The 16,893-nt window shown below is 64.5% G+C and carries 22 protein-coding genes; 10 read left to right on the forward strand and 12 right to left on the reverse strand.

What is annotated here, in order from left to right:
• Positions 1-45: 45 nt before the first annotated feature.
• The 7 genes from GHT07_RS03125 to GHT07_RS03155 form a co-directional block, all read right to left on the reverse strand.
• A complete protein-coding gene (locus tag GHT07_RS03125; protein WP_153583593.1) occupies positions 46-537 on the reverse strand; it encodes a hypothetical protein in 492 nt (163 codons plus the stop codon).
• On the reverse strand, positions 534-860 hold the full coding sequence (locus GHT07_RS03130; RefSeq protein ID WP_194792804.1) for a phage holin family protein: 327 nt from the start codon (positions 858-860) through the stop codon (positions 534-536). The genes GHT07_RS03125 and GHT07_RS03130 overlap by 4 nt, the downstream gene beginning before the upstream one ends.
• Positions 861-936: 76 nt before the next feature.
• Positions 937-1,182: a glycine zipper domain-containing protein gene (locus GHT07_RS03135; protein ID WP_153583595.1), complete on the reverse strand. Its 246-nt coding sequence runs from the start codon at positions 1,180-1,182 to the stop codon at positions 937-939.
• Between the two features lie 25 nt (positions 1,183-1,207).
• A complete protein-coding gene (locus tag GHT07_RS03140; protein WP_153583596.1) occupies positions 1,208-1,372 on the reverse strand; it encodes a DUF1328 domain-containing protein in 165 nt (54 codons plus the stop codon).
• Between the two features lie 184 nt (positions 1,373-1,556).
• Positions 1,557-2,954 carry a CHASE3 domain-containing protein gene (locus GHT07_RS03145; protein WP_407646588.1) on the reverse strand — a complete coding sequence of 466 codons (1,398 nt, stop codon included), beginning with the start codon at positions 2,952-2,954 and terminating at the stop codon, positions 1,557-1,559.
• 58 nt (positions 2,955-3,012) lie between these two features.
• Entirely contained in the window at positions 3,013-3,393 is a 381-nt protein-coding gene (locus GHT07_RS03150; RefSeq protein WP_323740768.1) for a response regulator, read from the reverse strand.
• A 94-nt stretch (positions 3,394-3,487) separates the two neighbouring features.
• A complete protein-coding gene (locus GHT07_RS03155) occupies positions 3,488-3,652 on the reverse strand; it encodes a hypothetical protein (protein ID WP_153583597.1) in 165 nt (54 codons plus the stop codon).
• 91 nt (positions 3,653-3,743) lie between these two features.
• Here GHT07_RS03155 and GHT07_RS03160 point away from each other — a divergent pair, with 91 nt between their 5' ends.
• The 4 genes from GHT07_RS03160 to GHT07_RS03175 all read left to right on the forward strand — a co-directional run bounded on the left by GHT07_RS03160 (position 3,744) and on the right by GHT07_RS03175 (position 8,406).
• The gene (locus GHT07_RS03160; RefSeq protein ID WP_153583598.1) at positions 3,744-5,873 is read left to right on the forward strand and encodes an AsmA family protein; all 2,130 of its coding nucleotides are present in this window, start codon (positions 3,744-3,746) and stop codon (positions 5,871-5,873) included.
• A 69-nt stretch (positions 5,874-5,942) separates the two neighbouring features.
• Positions 5,943-6,224 (forward strand): UxaA family hydrolase, encoded by a 282-nt coding sequence (locus GHT07_RS03165; RefSeq protein WP_153583599.1) that lies wholly within the window; start codon positions 5,943-5,945, stop codon positions 6,222-6,224.
• Between the two features lie 5 nt (positions 6,225-6,229).
• Complete coding sequence (locus tag GHT07_RS03170) at positions 6,230-7,405, forward strand: UxaA family hydrolase (protein WP_153583600.1); 1,176 nt, start codon at positions 6,230-6,232, stop codon at positions 7,403-7,405.
• Entirely contained in the window at positions 7,405-8,406 is a 1,002-nt protein-coding gene (locus GHT07_RS03175; protein WP_153583601.1) for an Ldh family oxidoreductase, read from the forward strand. Before GHT07_RS03170 ends, GHT07_RS03175 begins: the two co-directional genes overlap by 1 nt.
• A gap of 63 nt (positions 8,407-8,469) precedes the next feature.
• Here GHT07_RS03175 and GHT07_RS03180 read toward each other — a convergent pair whose 3' ends face one another.
• From GHT07_RS03180 to gpmA, 3 genes are all read right to left on the reverse strand, one after another.
• Positions 8,470-9,222 (reverse strand): HesA/MoeB/ThiF family protein, encoded by a 753-nt coding sequence (locus GHT07_RS03180; protein WP_153583602.1) that lies wholly within the window; start codon positions 9,220-9,222, stop codon positions 8,470-8,472.
• An 83-nt stretch (positions 9,223-9,305) separates the two neighbouring features.
• Complete coding sequence (locus tag GHT07_RS03185) at positions 9,306-10,745, reverse strand: S41 family peptidase (RefSeq protein WP_153583603.1); 1,440 nt, start codon at positions 10,743-10,745, stop codon at positions 9,306-9,308.
• Between the two features lie 127 nt (positions 10,746-10,872).
• Entirely contained in the window at positions 10,873-11,574 is a 702-nt protein-coding gene (gene gpmA / locus GHT07_RS03190; protein WP_153583604.1) for a 2,3-diphosphoglycerate-dependent phosphoglycerate mutase, read from the reverse strand.
• An 83-nt stretch (positions 11,575-11,657) separates the two neighbouring features.
• Between gpmA and GHT07_RS03195 the strand changes: the two genes are divergently transcribed.
• From GHT07_RS03195 to GHT07_RS03210, 4 genes are read left to right on the forward strand one after another with little or no spacing between them, the layout of a single operon-like run.
• Positions 11,658-12,065: a rhodanese-like domain-containing protein gene (locus GHT07_RS03195; protein WP_323740769.1), complete on the forward strand. Its 408-nt coding sequence runs from the start codon at positions 11,658-11,660 to the stop codon at positions 12,063-12,065.
• Between the two features lie 21 nt (positions 12,066-12,086).
• Positions 12,087-12,359 carry a glutaredoxin 3 gene (gene grxC, locus GHT07_RS03200; protein ID WP_153583605.1) on the forward strand — a complete coding sequence of 91 codons (273 nt, stop codon included), beginning with the start codon at positions 12,087-12,089 and terminating at the stop codon, positions 12,357-12,359.
• Between the two features lie 58 nt (positions 12,360-12,417).
• Entirely contained in the window at positions 12,418-12,900 is a 483-nt protein-coding gene (secB, locus tag GHT07_RS03205) for a protein-export chaperone SecB (protein ID WP_153583606.1), read from the forward strand.
• 20 nt (positions 12,901-12,920) lie between these two features.
• The gene (locus GHT07_RS03210; RefSeq protein ID WP_153583607.1) at positions 12,921-13,922 is read left to right on the forward strand and encodes an NAD(P)H-dependent glycerol-3-phosphate dehydrogenase; all 1,002 of its coding nucleotides are present in this window, start codon (positions 12,921-12,923) and stop codon (positions 13,920-13,922) included.
• Between the two features lie 25 nt (positions 13,923-13,947).
• Here the strand turns inward: GHT07_RS03210 and GHT07_RS03215 are convergent, their stop codons facing one another.
• Complete coding sequence (locus GHT07_RS03215) at positions 13,948-14,265, reverse strand: thioredoxin family protein (RefSeq protein ID WP_153583608.1); 318 nt, start codon at positions 14,263-14,265, stop codon at positions 13,948-13,950.
• Between the two features lie 55 nt (positions 14,266-14,320).
• On the opposite strand from GHT07_RS03215, the gene nadC reads away from it, so the two are divergent.
• Together nadC and nadA are read left to right on the forward strand one after the other, a co-directional pair.
• On the forward strand, positions 14,321-15,184 hold the full coding sequence (nadC, locus tag GHT07_RS03220; protein ID WP_153583609.1) for a carboxylating nicotinate-nucleotide diphosphorylase: 864 nt from the start codon (positions 14,321-14,323) through the stop codon (positions 15,182-15,184).
• Positions 15,184-16,305: a quinolinate synthase NadA gene (nadA, locus tag GHT07_RS03225; RefSeq protein WP_153583610.1), complete on the forward strand. Its 1,122-nt coding sequence runs from the start codon at positions 15,184-15,186 to the stop codon at positions 16,303-16,305. The genes nadC and nadA overlap by 1 nt, the downstream gene beginning before the upstream one ends.
• Positions 16,306-16,329: 24 nt before the next feature.
• Here nadA and GHT07_RS03230 read toward each other — a convergent pair whose 3' ends face one another.
• On the reverse strand, positions 16,330-16,884 hold the full coding sequence (locus GHT07_RS03230) for a GNAT family N-acetyltransferase (protein ID WP_153583611.1): 555 nt from the start codon (positions 16,882-16,884) through the stop codon (positions 16,330-16,332).
• Positions 16,885-16,893 lie beyond the last annotated feature (9 nt).

Genomic DNA, 16,893 nt, shown 5'->3' on the forward strand with positions numbered 1-16,893 from the left:
CGCGTGTGGCACCACGCCTCGCAGGTTTGTTTTTTCTTTTCTGCGCTACGGCGAATATTCACCGTCGTAGCTCGCTGCCGAAATGGCCGACATGACCATGCCTGACAGCTGCGATGACTTCAGCACCGCGATGACCAGCCCCGTGACCGATATCAGCCGCCACGGACGTGTGACGACGACGAGCCCGCCCAGCGCGACGGCCGCTCCGAGGTACACCACAGGACGCCTGGCTGCGTACGAGGACAACATCGGCGTCACCAGATCGAGCCCAGTGCGCGCAGGGTGACGACGCCACCAGGTGCCCGCCGCACGCCTGAAAGCGCCGGCCCAGCCCGCGCCGTGGCGCCTGGCATCTGCATACTCTTTGTGCGCGTCGGCGGCCGCCGCATCCGGGTTGCGGCTGCCATTGCTGGCCTTCGCACGACCGGTGGAGCCTGATGGCCTCGAGCCTGGCAATTCGTTGCCAGGCTCGCGACGCCACACGTATTCGATGATGGCGAGCCGCGTGAGCGCGAGCTTGTCTGTCGCGTCGCTCATGAGTTCGCCCCAATCGTGCGCAGCGCCTGAGAATCTGCTTCCAGCTGAGCCCGCAACTGCGTAAAGCCTTTGGAAGGCAATTTTTGCCTGGCGACCACTACCGCAACGACGGCCATTACCAGCGCGACCCCGGGTGTGACCACCAGGGCCCAGCTGAAGTCGTCGTGCATCGCACCGAGCATCACGGCCACACCACACAGGATCAGGAACACCAGCAGCGCCATGACCGCAACGCCCCAGGCCAGTACCCGGCGGGCCACATGCAGGCCGACACTCGACGCCTCTTCCTGTGCAAGCGCGGTATAGGCAGCGACGTGGTCCATCACCAGCTCGGGGCGAGTGATCAGGACTGTGAAGACCGGATGGACCATTGGCACGCGCGGATGCTCTCTTGTGCGATCAGTAGTAGCGGTTCTCGCTGCGGCGCAGCGCGATCACCAGGCCTGCGATTGCGGCGCCTACGGCGGCGGCGATCAATGCAGACTGCAGGGGACGCTCGCTCACGTAGCGGGTCGTGGCCTGGGTGTAGTTGCCCAGGTTGTTCGCGCCGCGGTGTGCGAGGTCACGCGCGCCGACACGAAGGTCGCGAATCTTGTCGCTTGCCGCATCCAGGGCCGTGCTGGCGAGTTCTTTGGTGTTGGTCATGTGGGAGTTCCGTTAGGTGGATGAATCAGCTCTTGCGACCCAGGCCGATCACGAATGCGACGACGGCCATGATCACGAAGACGAAGAACAGGATCTTGGCGATCGAAACGGCGCCGGCGGCAATGCCACCAAAGCCGAAAACGGCAGCGATCAGCGCGATCACGAGGAACACGACGGCGTAGTGCAGCATCTGTATCTCCATGGCGGGGCAGGCCCGCGTGTTTTGAATGCGTCTTGCAAACCCTGCAAGTCGCCTGCAGCAAGTGTCAGCGCAGCAGCCGGGTCTGCCTGATCAGCGGCAGGCGTGATCGGCTGTGGGCATTCGCGTTGGAGTGGTGTAGGAGAGCGCCGACTGGCGCGCGGCGCTTGCCTGCCTATGCGCAAGCAGCGGCAGCCACCTTGGGCATGACGGCCGCGATGCGCGTGCCTTTGCCGGGCGCGGAGGTCACCATCAGCTTGCCGCCGGCGGCTTCGACGCGGTGACGCATGCCGGCAATGCCGTGCGTCGAGGGGCGGATCTGCGACACATCGAAGCCCTTGCCGTTGTCCTTGATGTCAACTTCCACAAAGCTGTCGTAGTCGCGCACGCTGATCTCCACCTGTGCGGCCTCGGCATACTTGCCGACGTTGGTCAGCGACTCCTGCACCAGCCGGTACACCGTGAGCTGTTGCCCTTCGTCAAGATCGACGGGCTCGAGCTCGCACGTGACCTCCAGCGCTGCGCGATCCGAGAATTCGCGCGCCAGGATTTCGAGGGACGCCGTCAACCCCAGGTTGGACAGCGACGAGGGGCGCAAGTCTTCGATGATGCGGCGCTTGAGCGCAATGCCGCTATTGAGCGCGCCGGTCAAGTGTTGCAGGCGCTCGGCAATCTCCGGCCCGGCCTGCGGGCCCAGGCGCGATTTCAGGCGCGCGACATCGAGCTTGGCTGCCGTGAGCAGCGCGCCGAGTTCATCGTGCAGCTCGCGCGCGAGATGGCCGCGCTCTTCTTCGCGCACGTTCTGCAGGTGCGTGGCCAGTTGCGCGAGCGAGGCCGTGCGTTCGCGGACCTGGCGCTCGAGCAAGTCGCGCTCGCGCTCCAGCGCTTCCTGCTGGCGATCTCCCGCGAGCTTGAGCTTCGTCGTCTGGCGCAGGTACAGGTAGAAGGCCAGCAGGCCCAGCACCGTCACGCCTCCGATGCCCAGGCGCGAGAGCATGAGCGTGCGGCGCACCTGGCGCTGGCTCACGTCCATGCGCGCGGTCGAACTCTCGATCAGCTTGGCGGCCTGTTCACGGATCGCATCCATGTGCTCCTTGCCGACGTCGGTCATCAGCACGAACTTCCACGCGTCTTCGTTGCCCTGCTTGCGCATGCGCACGGACAAGTCCATCTCGGCGAGCTTGCGCTGCACGTTGCGCGACAGTTGCGCGAGCGTCGCATATTCGTCGGCGTTGTTTGTGTACACGAGCCGAAGCGCGTCAAGCTGTTCTGTGAGCTGAGCGAGTGCGGCGTTGTACGGCTCGAGGTAGCGCGGATCGCCGGTGAGCAGGTAGCCGCGCGAGCCTGTTTCTGCATCGAGCACGTGCTGCAGTACGCGATTGAGCGAGGCGCGCGTCTTCGACGCTTCAGCAATGTCGTTGAGTGCGCTGGCCGACTGGTTGTAGCCCGTCTCGTTGATGCCGATCAGGAAAGTCGCCGCCACGAGCGCGAGCACGAGGCTGATGGCTATCCTGGGCAGCGTGCGCGAAGGCAGGGAAGAGGGCGCAGGTGTCGCCGGGCGCGTTGGTGTCAATGTCTGCACCTGTTGTGCATGGAATTCTCGCGGGTTGCAAGCACGGTTGCCTGCACGCTCACGCGCCAGCCCTCGCCTGCCCGATGCAGTAGTCCACCAGTGCGTCGATCTCGTTGGACTTGTCGAACACGGCGTCGGCGCCCAACTGGCTGCAGCGCTTGCGCATGTCGGGCGTGGCGTAGTTGCTCAGGACCACCACGCGCTGGCCGGGGCGCCGCTGCATGCACGCTTCGAGCACACCCAGCCCGCTGCCCTTCTTGAGGAACAGGTCGACGATGGTCAGGTCCCATGTCGACTGGTTGGCCGACAGCCACGACCTCGCGTCCGATTCAGTCTCGGCCCAGCCAAGGGCCTGCACGGACGCGAGTTCCTCCAGCGTGCCGACCAGGTTCTCACGGATGGTGGGGTTGTCTTCGACGATATAGGTACGCAGTTGCACGGTTGTTGGGTGGAGCTGCAGGGGCGAAATGTCGGTCACTGACGTGTGGTGCTGATTCTGCCAGTCACGCCGCGGATGGGCGGTAGGAAGTTTCCTACAGCCATGACGCTGTCACCGTTGCGACCATACCCGCACCCATACCCGCACCCATACCCGCACCCATACCCGCACCCATACCCGCACCCATACCCGCACCCATACCCGCACCCATACCCGCACCCATACCCGCACCCATACCCGCACCCATACCCGCACCCATGTCTGCCCCATGTACGCCGTAGTCGCAGGACGACAGGTGCTGACGCAGAGCACTGACTGCGAAAGCGGCGCATGCCCTCCACACTCACCCGATGAGCAATGCCACGCCCCCTTCTTTTGCGCAACTGCGTCGCACACCCTGGGTCAAGTGGCTCGTGGCAGTGGTGGCCGCCATCACGCTGCTCGCCCTGCTGGTGATCTTCTTCCCGTGGGATGTGCTGCGCGGCCCGCTCAATCGTTACGTGAGCGAGCGCACTGGCCGGCACTTCGAGATCACGCGCAAGCTTGATGTCAAACTCGGTCGCACGACGCGCGTGTTCGCCGATGGCCTGGAGTTCGCGAATCCGGCCTGGGCGCAAGACAGGAACCTGGTCACCGCTGAAAGCGCGGAGCTGGACATCGAGCTGTCTGCGCTGTTCCACCGCCGGATCGAGATTGCGCGCATCGCATTGCGCAAGCCGGTGCTGGGCCTGCAGATCGAGCCGGACGGCAGGCGAACCTGGGCATTGGGCCGCGACGAAGGCGATCCGCAGAATATTCCGCACATCGGGCTGCTGGTTGTCGACAACGGCTCGGCGCACTTCGTGGCAAGCGAGCACGGTGCGGACATCCTGACCGAATTCGCGATCGACACGGCAGCCTCGGCGGCGGCGCATCCGATGCCAATGACATTCAAGTCCAAAGGCACCTGGTGCAAGGAGCCATTCACCGCACAAGGCCGGACAGGCAGCGTATTGACTATCAACAGCGCCAGCCGCGAGCCGTTCCCGCTGGAGGTGAGCGCCGCGTCGGGCACGACGGCCATGCAGGCCAACGGCGCTGTGGCGAGTCTGGCCACTTTTGACGGCGCCGACCTGAGCTTCAACTTGCGTGGCCAGGATCTGTCGACGCTCTACAAGCTGCTCGGCGTGGTCCTGCCTGCGACGCCGCGCTACGCGTTGCGTGGCCACCTGCTCAGGCAAGGCGATGTGTGGCATGCGCGCGGGTTGAACGGAAAACTCGGCAACTCCGACCTGGTGGGTGAACTGGACTTCGACCGTTCAAAGGATGTGCCCCACCTGGCGGGCAGGCTGCATTCGCAATCGCTGGACTTTGATGATCTTGCGCCGCTGGTCGGTTTGCCTGAGCAGCCGCGCAGTGCAGCTGCAATGCCCGCAGTCGCGCCGGGTGGCAAGGTCGAGAAGGTCGTGCACGACAAGGGGCACAAGGTGCTGCCAACCGCGCAACTCGATCTTGCGCGCCTGAAGGCGATGACCGCCGAAGTGGACTACAGCGCGGCACGCGTGGTGAATGCGCGTGGCCTGCCGCTGGAGCGAATGAGCTTGCGGGTGGTGATGGCAGATGGCTTCCTGCGGCTGGGCCCGATGAAGCTGGGCGTTGCCAGCGGCTCGCTTGCCGGCTCGATCATCATCAACGGCAACACCAACCCTGCGCTGGCCGAGGCGCACCTGGATGCGCGTGCCCTGGAGCTGAACAAACTCTTTCCGAGGTTGAAGATCACGCAGGCGAGCTTCGGCAAGTTGCACGGCGACATCGACCTCAAGGGCCGCGGCAACTCAGTGGCGACGATGCTCGGCACATCGTCGGGCAGTGTGTCGATGCTGATGGGTCGTGGCGAGATCAGCAACCTGCTGATGGAGTTCGCCGGGCTGGACGGCGGCGAGATCATCAAGTTCCTGATCCGGGGCGACAAGAACGTGGTGCTGCGGTGCGGTGCGGCCTCCTTCGATGTGAAAGACGGCCTGATGACGAGCCGCGCATTCGTGCTCGATACCGAAGACACGATCATCTACGGCAGCGGCGGCATCAGCCTGGCCAGGGAGTCGCTGGACCTGACATTGCGGCCCTACCCCAAGGACATGAGCATCCTGTCGCTGCGTTCGCCGCTCACACTTTCCGGTACGTTCGACGCGCCAAAGGCTGGCGTGGACAAGGGCGCACTTGCGCAGCGGGCCGGCTTCGCGCTCGCGCTCGGCGCGCTCAATCCGCTGCTCGCGCTTGCTTCGACGGTCGAGACAGGCCCGGGCAAGGATGCGAATTGCCGCACAGTGCTGCGCGATGCCGCCTCCACCGACATGCAGGCCAAGGTGGCGATCATGGCGCAGGAGGGCGCTGACGCGAACAACGGCGCGGCAGCGCCTGCGGACCAGCGCAAGCCCACGTTCTGGCAGCGCATCTTCGGTGCGGGCAAACCCGCTGCCGCAGCCGCCGCGACACGGTAGAAACGTTGCTTGGCAGGGCAGTGACCGGCCCGTAAACTGGCCGCTCCACTATTCGATGGAGACAAGCAGTTGATTCACTTCGTATTGCACGATGCACACGACACCGTGGCGGTGGTGGTCGTCGAAGGCGTCAAGGCGGGCGCAGGCCTCACGGGCTGGGTCATGGACGACGACCGCATGGTTGACTTGCAGGCCCGCCAGGACATCCCCATCGGTCACAAGATCGCGCTCAAGGACATGGCCGTGGGCGACACCGTCGTCAAGTACGGCATCGACATGGGCCGGGTCGTCGCGCCCATCCACGCGGGCGAACATGCCCACGTCCACAACATCAAAACGAAACGGTGGTGAATCACATGGCAGTTATCCAGAGTGACACCACGTTTCTCGGCTACCGGCGCGAGAACGGCCGTGTGGGCGTGCGCAACCACGTCATCATCCTGCCGCTCGACGATCTGTCGAATGCAGCTGCCGAAGCCGTCGCGCACAACATCAAGGGCGCGATGGCGATTGCCCATCCGTACGGCCGGCTGCAATTCGGCGCTGACCTCGAGCTGCATTTCCGCACGCTGATCGGCACGGGCTGCAACCCGAATGTGGCGGCGGTTGTCGTCATCGGCATCGAGGACGGCTGGACGAAGAAAGTCGTCGATGGGATCGCCGCCACCGGCAAGCCCGTGACGGGCTTCGGCATTGAAGGCCACGGCGATCACGACACGATCATGCGTGCAAGCAAGGCCGCGCGCGAATACGTGCAGTGGGCGAGCGAGAAGCAGCGCGAGCCGTGCCCCATCAGCGATCTGTGGGTGTCCACCAAATGCGGCGAGTCGGACACAACATCGGGCTGCGGTGCGAACCCCACGGTGGGCAATGCGTTCGACAAGCTGCACAAGCTGGGCACCTACCTGTGCTTCGGCGAGACGACCGAGCTCACGGGCGGCGAGCAGATCGTCGCGGCGCGCTGCGCGAACGACGCGGTGCGCGAGCAGTTCATGTTCATGTTCAACCGCTACCAGGACGTGATCAACCGCCACAAGACGAGCGACCTGTCGGACTCGCAGCCCACCAAGGGCAACATCGCGGGCGGCTTGACGACGATCGAAGAAAAAGCGCTGGGCAACATCCAGAAGATCGGCAAGACCTGCACGGTGGACGGCGTGATCGACAAGGCCGAGATGCCGACGCATCCGGGCCTGTGGTTCATGGATTCGTCGAGTGCAGCGGCGGAGATGGTGACGCTGTGCGCCGCGTCAGGCTACGCGGTGCATTTCTTCCCGACGGGGCAGGGCAACGTCATTGGCAACCCTATCCTGCCGGTGATCAAGATCTGCGCGAACCCGCGCACGGTGCGGCTCATGAGCGAGCACATCGACGTCGATACCTCGGGCCTGCTGCAGCGCGAGATCACGCTCGACCAGGCGGGCGACCAGCTGCTCGAATGCATGCTGCGCACGGCGAACGGGCGCCTGACAGCGGCCGAGGCACTGGGCCACCGCGAGTTTGTGCTCACGCGTCTTTACGAGTCGGCGTAATGCCTGTCCTGGGCTTTGACGAGGCCGTGCAGCTCGCTTATGCGCAGCTGCACAAGGCTGGCGCAAGCCACGACATGGCCGCCAGCACCGCGCGTGCGCTCGTGCTTGCTGAAGCCCAGGGCATTTCTTCGCACGGCCTCGTGCGGGTGCAGCAGTACTGCGTGCACTTGCTCAATGGCCGCGTGAAGGGCGATGCAGAACCATCGCTGCTGCGGCGCAAGGGAACGGCGGTGCTGGTTGATGCAAAGCAGGGCCTGGCCTTTCCTGCATGCGACTTCGCTGTGCAAGAGGCGATTGGCATGGCGCGCGACACGGGCATCTGCATCGCCGCTGTGACGAACAGCCATCACGCCGGCGTGCTGGTCGATCACCTGCGTCCTGCGGGTGCGGCGGGGTTTGTTGGCCTGGCGTTCGCCAATTCGCCCGCGGCCATGCCAGCGGCAGGCGGGCGCCATGCGATGTTCGGCACGAACCCGATTGCCGCGATCTTTCCGCGGCGCAGTGATGACCCGCTGCTTATTGACCTCGCGCTGTCTGAAGTGGCACGCGGCAAAGTCATGGCGGCAGCGCGTGACGGCCGCGCCATTCCGCAAGGCTGGGCGCTCGACAAGGACGGCAACCCGACGACAGATCCGTGGCTCGCGATGGAAGGCTCCATGCTGCCGATGGGTGCGGCGACCAGCAGCAAAGGCGCGATGCTGGCGCTGATCGTCGAGCTGCTCGTCACGACGCTGACTGGCGCGAACTTCGGCTTCGAGGCGTCGTCGTTTTTTGTGGATGAAGGCAATGCGCCGCGGATCGGCCAGGCGTTCATCCTGATCGACCCTGCGTCGCTGGCCGGCCCGGCGGTTTACTACGAGCGGATGGAGACAGTGATCGCAGAGATGCTCTCCGACGACGGCGTGCGGCTGGCCGGTGCCAGGCGGCTCGCGCTGGAGCGCAAGGCGCGCGCAGAAGGCCTCGCGATTTCCGATGCGCTGTATGCGCAGCTGCGCCTGTAGTTCGTATGGTTTCCTCCCCTCCCGGGGGAGGGTTAGGGTGGGGGCACTCCCCGCCGCTAGTTGTTACCCCCGATGCCCGCACACCGCGCACGCCCCATCGCGCGCGACCTGCACTTCATTCCATTCCATCGTTCGCGCGTCCAGCATTTGCAGCCGTCCGGCCAGCGATTGCCCGACGCCGGCGATGAGCTTGAGTGCCTCGGCCGCCTGCATCGCGCCGATGATTCCCACGATTGGCGCGAACACACCCATCGTTGCGCACAGCGTTTCTTCGAAGTCGGGGTCGAACGGAAACACGCATGCGTAGCAAGGTGCAGTGGTGTAGCGTGTGTCATAGACCGAGATCTGCGCGTCGAACCGTATGGCAGCGCCCGACACGAGCGGTTTGGCGTGCGCCACGCAGGCTGCATTCACTGCATGCCGGGTCTTGAAGTTGTCCGTGCAGTCGATCACCACGTCGGCCCGCGGCACGAGGCGATCCAGCAGCGCGGTATCGGCGCGTTGCGTAATCGCGTCCACGATGGGTTCCGGGTTGATGGCGCCAATGGCCTCACGTGCGGACTGCGCCTTTGGCTGGCCCACGCGCGCCATGCTGTGGGCAATCTGGCGCTGCAGGTTCGTGAGGTCCACCGTGTCGTGGTCCACCAGCGTGATGCGGCCAACGCCTGCCGTTCCGAGGTAGAGCGCGACCGGTGAGCCCAGGCCGCCCGCGCCGATCACGAGCACGTGGGCCGCGGCGATGCGCTGCTGGCCTTCCACGCCGATCTCATCGAGCAGGATATGGCGCGAGTAACGCAGCAACTGGTCGTCGGTCATGTGGCGGATTGTGGAGGAAAGGGCATGGCCGCAAAAGAAAAAGCCGGCTGGCGCCGGCTTTGTTCAGGACCCAAGGGCCAGGATCAATTTTCCTTCTTCTCTTCCTTGCGCTCGACCATCGTCTTGGAGATGAGCACCGGGCGACCCTTGAGCTGGTTGAGTGCCTGAACCAGCTGGAAGTCCTTGTCGCTGCCGAACTCGGGCACCTTGGGCCGCTCGCTCGGCGCCTTGCTGGCCTGTTCCTCGGCCTTCTTGCGCGCTTCGTCGCGGGCCTTTTCGCGAGCCGCGTCCTTCACTTCTGCGCCTTGGCCGCTGCCCAGGTGCTTTTCAAGGTCAGCCTCGCGGGTGCGCAGCACCGAGAACACGTTGCCTTCTTCAGACTCGTCCACCATCACGTCGGGCACGATGCCCTTGGCCTGGATCGACTTGCCGCTGGGCGTGTAGTAGCGGGCTGTTGTGAGCTTCAGGCCCGTATCGGGGCCGAGGGGGCGCACCGTCTGCACCGAACCCTTGCCGAACGTCTGGCTGCCGATCACGGTGGCGCGGCGATGGTCCTGCAGGGCGCCAGCGACGATCTCGCTGGCGGACGCAGAGCCTTCATTCACGAGCACCACCAGCGGCACTGTCTTGATCGACGCGGGCAGGCGGCGCAGCGGGTCGTTGCCGGCGCGGCGCTGGTAGTACTCCGGCGCGGCCTTGTAAGTGAACTTCGATTCGGCCAGCTGGCCGTTGGTCGAAACCACGGTGACGTTTTCCGGCAGGAAAGCCGCAGAGACGGCGACCGCTGCGTCGAGCAGGCCACCCGGGTCGTTGCGCAGGTCGAGCACCAGGCCCTTGAGGTTGGGCTCAGCCTTGTAGATCTCTTCGAGCTTGCGCGCAAAGTCGTCAACCGTGCGCTCCTGGAACTGCGACAAGCGGATCCAGGCGTAACCCGGCTCCAGCACCTTGCCCTTGACGGACTGCGTCCTGATTTCTTCGCGGTTGATCGTGACGGGGAAGCTGCGGCTTTCGTCCTTGCGATAGATCGTGAGCATCACCTTGGTGTTGGGCTCACCGCGCATCTTCTTGACGGCTTCATTGAGCGACAGGCCCTTGACGGCCGTGTCGTCGATCTTGGTGATGAGGTCGTTGGGCTTGAGGCCTGCGCGGAAGGCCGGCGAGCCTTCGATCGGCGAGACAACCTTGACGAGGCCGTCTTCCTGGGAAATCTCGATGCCGACGCCCACAAAACGGCCCGTCGTGCCTTCCTTGAATTCCTTGAAGGACTTCTTGTCGAAGTACTGCGAGTGAGGATCGAGGCTGGCCACCATGCCGGCAATCGCATCCTGGATCAGCTTTTTCTCGTCGACGGGCTCGACGTAGTCGCTCTTGACCATGCCAAATACGGCGGCCAGCTGCTGCAGCTCCTCCAGTGGCAAGGGGGCGAGCGCTCCTCGTGCAACCGTTTGCAGCGACACCGTGGTCAGCGCGCCAGCGAGTGCGCCAACAGTAACCCAGCCGGCAATCTTCAGTTTGTGGCTCATGCGACTCAATCCAGTCCTCTAGTGTCGAAAATATACACCTGCGAGTGGAGTAAGAGGCAAATCGCATGCCCGCAGTTCCCGCGGGTGTTGCTGTGACTCTGTGAAAAAGTCTTTGTTTACCTGAACTTTACTGCTGGGGCAGCCCCAGGTAGTAGCTGCGAATCGGCTTGAGGTGCTCGTCGAGCTCGTAGACCAGCGGGACGCCGTTCGGGATGTTCAGGCCGACGATGGCGCTGTCGCTGATGTTGTCCAGGTATTTGACCAGCGCGCGGATCGAATTGCCGTGCGCCGTGATTAGCACGCGCTTGCCCGCCTTGATGGCCGGCGCAATGCTTTCGTTCCACACGGGCATCACGCGCTCGACCGTGTCCATCAGGCACTCGGTCAGCGGCAGCTGGCCGGGTTCGAGCTTGGCGTAGCGCACGTCGCCGCGTTCGCTGCGGATGTCATTCGCGTCGAGGGCGGGCGGCGGCACGTCGTAGCTGCGGCGCCAGATCAGGACCTGCTCGTCGCCGTACTGCCTGGCGGTTTCGGCCTTGTTGAGCCCCTGCAGCGCACCATAGTGACGCTCGTTGAGCCGCCAGGTATGCAGCACGGGCAGCCAGGTGCGATCCATTTCGTCGAGGCAGTGCCACAGGGTATGCGTCGCTCGCTTGAGGACGCTCGTGTAGCAGACATCGAAGTCGTAGCCTTCTTCGCGCAGCACGCGCCCGCAGGACTTGGCTTCGTTCACGCCCTGGGGTGTCAGGGGCACATCGACCCAGCCCGTGAATCGGTTTTCGAGGTTCCAGGTGGACTGGCCGTGGCGGATGAGCACGAGCTTGAACATGGGTTTTGGATGGAGTGAATGCGTGGCGTAACCCGGCATTTTAGAATCGAGGGCTGACCCCCAACCCGCGCCCAAGGAAACAAGTGAAATTCATTCTCGACAACTGGCAGCTCATCGCGGTTGCGCTCGCCTCTGGCGGCATGCTGATGTGGCCCGTCATTCAGGGGGCAACTGCCGGTGGCATTTCCACGGCAGGTGCCGTGCAACTCATCAACCGCGAACGCGCCATCGTTGTTGATGTGTGCGAGGCTGACGAGTTTGCCGCTGGCCATGTGGGCGGCGCCAAGAACGTGCCCGTCGGCGAGCTTGAAAAGCGGTTGCCGGAAGTCGTCAAGAACAAGACCGTACCGCTGATTCTGGTCTGCGCCACCGGCGCTCGCGCCAACCGGGCGCTGGCTACGGCCAGGAAGCTGGGCTACGAGCAGGCACAGGTCCTCACGGGCGGGCTCAAGGCCTGGCGCGAGGCCAACCTGCCGGTCGAAAAAGCCTGACGCCCGGCCTGAGAGACGCACATGCAATCCGTCACGATGTACACCACGGCCGTCTGCCCATACTGCATTCGCGCCAAGCAAATCCTCAAGGCGCGCGGCGTCGAATCGATCGACGAGATCCGTGTCGACATGCAACCCGATGAGCGCATGAAGATGATGGAAATCACCGGCCGGCGCACCGTGCCGCAGATCTTCATTGGCAACACCCACGTGGGCGGCTGCGACGACCTCATGGCGCTCGACAGCCGCGGCGGCTTGATGCCGCTGCTGCAGGGCGCGGCCACCGCCACCTGAGCGGCTGCCAAAACCCAGCTGAGATAATCCCCGTTTTCCCCGAACCTCAAAGACAACCATGGCCGACGAACAGCAGCAACCTTCCACCGAACCCGTTTTCCAGATCCAGCGCGTCTACCTGAAGGAAGCTTCGCTCGAGCAGCCGAATTCCCCCGCCATCCTGCTGGAGCAGGAACAGCCCTCCGTCGACATCCAGCTGGGTGTCGAGGCCGGCAACGTGGCCGACGGCGTTTTCGAAGTGAGCGTCACGGCCACAGTGACGACCACCATCAAGGACAAGACGGTGTTCCTCGTTGAAGCCAAGCAAGCCGGCATCTTCGAAATCCGCAACCTGTCGGCCGAGCAGATGAACCCGATCCTGGGCATTGCGTGCCCGCAAATCGTGTACCCGTACCTGCGCGGCAACGTGGCCGACCTGGTCACGCGCGCGGGCTTTCCGCCGGTGCACCTGGCTGAGATCAACTTCCAGGCCATGTACGAGCGCCAGCAGGCCGAACTGGCGCAGGCAGCCGCGCCGTCGCAGATCATCACGACCGCCTGAAGCGACCCCCGGGCCCGCCAATGAAGATCGCGATCTTCGGCGCTGGCGCCTGGGGCACAGCACTTGCCAGCGCCGCGGCTGCGCGGCACGACGTGACGCTTGTCGCGCGTGACGCGCAGCAGGCGCAGGCCATGCAGTCGTCGCGCGAGAACCAACGCTACCTCGCTGGCGTTGCGCTGGCACCGCAGCTGAACGTCGTTGCGCAAAGCACTGCCCTCATGCCTGAGCTGGCGGGCAGCTGCGAGCTGGCCGTCATCGCCACCCCCATGGCTGGTTTGCGCCAGAAACTCATCGAGTTGCAAGACTGCCCCGCGACGGTGGCCTGGCTGTGCAAAGGCTTCGAGCTGCCACAGCAGGGGCATGACGGCCTGCTGGGCCACGAGATTCGCGCGCAAGTCGCACCGCGCTTGCAGGCTGGCGTGCTGAGCGGGCCCAGCTTTGCGCTGGAGGTGGCGCGCGGCCAGCCCACGGCGCTTGTGGCCGCCAGTTCAGAGCGCGCCGTGCGTGAAGCGCTCGTGCGCGCTTTCCATGGTGCGAACGTGCGCGTGTATGCCAACGACGATCTCGTTGGCGTTGAAGTGGGCGGCGCCGTCAAGAACGTGCTGGCGATTGCAACGGGCTTGTGCGATGGCCTGGGCCTTGGTTTGAACGCGCGCGCTGCGCTGATCACGCGCGGCCTGGCCGAGATGACGCGGCTGGGCATCGCGCTGGGCGCGCGCGCTGAAACGTTCATGGGCTTGTCGGGGCTGGGTGACCTGGTGCTCACAGCCACCGGTGACCTCAGCCGCAACCGGCAGGTGGGCCTGGCGCTCGCAAAAGGCCAGACGCTGGACCAGGCCGTGGCCTCACTCGGGCATGTGGCAGAAGGCGTTAACAGCGCACGCACGGTGGTTGCACGCGCTCTGGCCCTGGGCGTGGACATGCCGATAGCGTCGGGTGTGGTGGCCCTGCTTGATGGCGCTGTCACGCCCGCACAGGCGCTGGCTGCTTTGATGGGCCGCGGCCCGGCGGCGGAGGCGTAACGCGCCGTTCTCAAGCGATCTTTGCTCAGGCGATCTTCGCGAGCGCCTCACGGATCACATCCACACTGCGCGGCCGCACGACGCGCGCCTGCTCAACACCATCGCGCAGGAACACCAGCGTTGGCCACAACGTGACGTGAAAGGAGCGCCCCAGTTCCCGGCCGCTGCCGTCTTCCACCTTGACGTGCTGCACATCGCCGTGCCCCTGCAGCATTTGCTGCACAAGCGGCGCGGCGGCCTTGCAGTGGCCGCACCAGTCGGTGCCGAAGTTGAGCACCATGGCGCCCGTCGCACTGTCGATTTCCGTGCGCGTTGGCGCCTGCGTCATGTAGGCGGATTCCATGCCGAACATTGTCTCTGATCCACGCGGATTCCGGCATGCGGCTATGCTTGGCGGCATGAGTCTGCCCTTTGATTTTTCTACTGCTTCCATCGAGCGGCTGGCCCGCGACGATGCCGCTCGCGCCATTGCAGAGGATGTTGGCGATGGTGACCTGACAGCCAGCCTGGTGGACCCCGCACGCCGTGCGCGCGCGCGCGTTCTGGCCCGCGAAGCGGCGGTGATTTGCGGCCAGCCGTGGTTCGATGCCGCCGTCAAACTCGTTGAGCCGCACGCGACTGTTCATTGGCTCGTGCGTGAAGGCGCAAGGTGCACCGCAGACCAAATCGTTGTTGAGATAGAAGGCACCGCACGCGGGCTTCTCACGTCCGAGCGCACCGCGCTCAATTTCCTGCAGATGATGAGCGCCGTTGCCACCAAGACGGCAACGTATGTCGATGCCGTTCGAGGCACGCGCGCCAGCATCGTCGATACGCGCAAGACCCTGCCGGGATTGCGGCTTGCGCAGAAGTACGCCGTGCGCGCGGGCGGCGGCACCAATCACCGCATCGGCCTGTACGACGCCGTGCTCATCAAGGAAAACCACATTGCTGCCGCCGGCGGCGTGACGCAAGTGCTGAAGGCAGCGGCGCAAGCTGCGGCGAGCGCGACATTCATCGAGATCGAAGTCGAGACGCTCGCGCAGCTGGAAGAAGCCCTGGGTGCCGGCGCGAAGATGATCCTGCTCGACAACATGCCGCTGCCCACTTTGCGTGAAGCCGTTCGCATCAACAATGGTCGCGCCATTCTCGAAATCTCCGGCGGCGTGACGCTTGATTCGGTGCGGGCGCTGGCTGAGACGGGCGTGGATCGCATCTCCATCGGCGCGCTCACCAAAGACGTGAAGGCCACCGATTTTTCCATGCGCCTGAAGGAGCTGTGATGAGCGCAGTCATTCCGATCTTCGACGTCGAGTACGACCACCCCGAGCCCGCGGCCAACGCGTGCGACACACGTCATGCGTGGGCGCGCGTACCTGTGGAGCCGCTGCCGCACGAGCGCGCCGAACTCAAGGAGCGCATCAAGCGCCTTTTGAAAGAGCGCAACGCCGTGATGGTGTCGCACTACTACGTTCACCCGGACCTGCAGGACCTGGCTGAAGAGACTGGCGGCATCGTGAGCGACTCGCTCGAGATGGCGCGCTTTGGCCGTGATCACCCGGCGACGACGCTGGTGGTCTCGGGTGTGCGGTTCATGGGCGAGACATCGAAGATTCTTTCGCCTGAAAAGCGCGTGCTCATGCCTGATCTGGATGCGACCTGCTCGCTCGATCTCGGCTGCCCTGCCGACGAGTTCTCCGCGTTTTGCGACCAGCATCCGGACCGCACTGTCGTGGTCTATGCGAACACGAGCGCCGCCGTCAAAGCGCGGTCTGACTGGCTCGTCACGTCCAGCTGCGCGCTCGACATTGCGCGCGCCCTCAAAGACAAAGGCCACAAGCTGCTGTGGGCGCCAGACAAACACCTCGGCTCGTACATCCAGCGCGAGACTGGCGCGGACATGGTGTTCTGGAACGGCGCATGCATCGTGCACGACGAGTTCAAGGCGTTCGAGCTGGTGGAGCTGAAGAAGCAGCATCCGAAGGCGAAAGTGCTTGTGCACCCGGAGTCACCGGCTGACGTGATTGCACTGGCCGATGCAGTGGGTTCGACCTCGGGCATCCTGCGCGCTGCGAAAGAGCTGGACGCGCAGGAGTTCATCGTAGCGACGGACAACGGCATGATGCACAAGCTGCGCACGTTGAACCCCGGCAAGGTGTTCATCGAAGCGCCGACTGCCGGCAACAGCGCGACGTGCAAGAGCTGCGCGCACTGCCCGTGGATGGCGATGAATGGCCTGGCAGGTCTGGCACATGTGCTGGAGACGGGCGCCAATGAAGTTCACGTCGACCCGGCATTGGGTTTTCGTGCGCGCTTGCCGATCGACCGGATGCTGGCTTTCACGGCGGCATTGAAGGCGGGTCAGCCTGCGGGCTCGCTGGTGCCGAACATCGGCGCGGCCTGAGGCAGCGCTGGCGTTCGCTGTGTCCTAGTTGAACGCGATCCGGTAGCGAAAGCTCGGCTTGCTGCCGAACTGCGGCAGCTTGAGAAACCGCTCGATCATCACGCCGCCATTGGCTTCAATCACGCGCTGCGAGGCGATGTTCGTCTGATCGCACGTGATGATGGCGTAGGGCAGTCCTTCTGCGCGCGCTTCATCGAGCAACTGGCGCAAGGCCGACGTTGCATAGCCCAGCCGCTGCTTCCACGGCACCACCGCGTAGCCGATGTGCCCAAGCACGCGCGCCGGCAATTCCGATGTGCCCGGCTGCCAGCGAAAGTTGATGCTGCCGGCAAACTCGCCGTCCCACATCCAGCGCGTATAGCCGGGGATGCGGTTCACCAGCGTGCCGTCCGGCAATTTGACTTTGGGCCCATTGCCTTCGCGGTCTTCCATGCTCGCGATGAATGCCTGCGCGTCATCGCGAATGCGCGCGAGCTCCTCGGCGCCCGCTTCCGGGCGAATCGAATCAGCGGACCAGACGCGCTCGAGCGCGGCGATGTAGCTGGGTAGGTGATCGAGTGCAGGTCGAACGAGTTGCATCGCTGGCGG

It is taken from the genome of Caenimonas koreensis DSM 17982 (assembly GCF_009646335.1).
Lineage (GTDB): Bacteria > Pseudomonadota > Gammaproteobacteria > Burkholderiales > Burkholderiaceae_C > Ramlibacter > Ramlibacter koreensis.

Excerpts from the sequence above, each read along its gene's own strand:
- GHT07_RS03170 (WP_153583600.1), top strand. The coding sequence starts at position 6,230 with ATGGCAGTTATCCAGAGTGACACCACGTTTCTCGGCTACCGGCGCGAG.
- nadC (WP_153583609.1), top strand. The coding sequence starts at position 14,321 with ATGAGTCTGCCCTTTGATTTTTCTACTGCTTCCATCGAGCGGCTGGCC.
- GHT07_RS03135 (WP_153583595.1), bottom strand. The coding sequence starts at position 1,182 with ATGACCAACACCAAAGAACTCGCCAGCACGGCCCTGGATGCGGCAAGC.
- GHT07_RS03130 (WP_194792804.1), bottom strand. The coding sequence starts at position 860 with ATGGACCACGTCGCTGCCTATACCGCGCTTGCACAGGAAGAGGCGTCG.
- GHT07_RS03180 (WP_153583602.1), bottom strand. The coding sequence starts at position 9,222 with ATGACCGACGACCAGTTGCTGCGTTACTCGCGCCATATCCTGCTCGAT.
- GHT07_RS03185 (WP_153583603.1), bottom strand. The coding sequence starts at position 10,745 with ATGAGCCACAAACTGAAGATTGCCGGCTGGGTTACTGTTGGCGCACTC.
- GHT07_RS03155 (WP_153583597.1), bottom strand. The coding sequence starts at position 3,652 with ATGGGTGCGGGTATGGGTGCGGGTATGGGTGCGGGTATGGGTGCGGGT.
- GHT07_RS03140 (WP_153583596.1), bottom strand. The coding sequence starts at position 1,372 with ATGCTGCACTACGCCGTCGTGTTCCTCGTGATCGCGCTGATCGCTGCC.
- GHT07_RS03230 (WP_153583611.1), bottom strand. The coding sequence starts at position 16,884 with ATGCAACTCGTTCGACCTGCACTCGATCACCTACCCAGCTACATCGCC.
- nadA (WP_153583610.1), top strand. The coding sequence starts at position 15,184 with ATGAGCGCAGTCATTCCGATCTTCGACGTCGAGTACGACCACCCCGAG.
- secB (WP_153583606.1), top strand. The coding sequence starts at position 12,418 with ATGGCCGACGAACAGCAGCAACCTTCCACCGAACCCGTTTTCCAGATC.
- GHT07_RS03175 (WP_153583601.1), top strand. The coding sequence starts at position 7,405 with ATGCCTGTCCTGGGCTTTGACGAGGCCGTGCAGCTCGCTTATGCGCAG.
- gpmA (WP_153583604.1), bottom strand. The coding sequence starts at position 11,574 with ATGTTCAAGCTCGTGCTCATCCGCCACGGCCAGTCCACCTGGAACCTC.
- GHT07_RS03210 (WP_153583607.1), top strand. The coding sequence starts at position 12,921 with ATGAAGATCGCGATCTTCGGCGCTGGCGCCTGGGGCACAGCACTTGCC.
- GHT07_RS03215 (WP_153583608.1), bottom strand. The coding sequence starts at position 14,265 with ATGGAATCCGCCTACATGACGCAGGCGCCAACGCGCACGGAAATCGAC.
- GHT07_RS03125 (WP_153583593.1), bottom strand. The coding sequence starts at position 537 with ATGAGCGACGCGACAGACAAGCTCGCGCTCACGCGGCTCGCCATCATC.
- grxC (WP_153583605.1), top strand. The coding sequence starts at position 12,087 with ATGCAATCCGTCACGATGTACACCACGGCCGTCTGCCCATACTGCATT.
- GHT07_RS03160 (WP_153583598.1), top strand. The coding sequence starts at position 3,744 with ATGAGCAATGCCACGCCCCCTTCTTTTGCGCAACTGCGTCGCACACCC.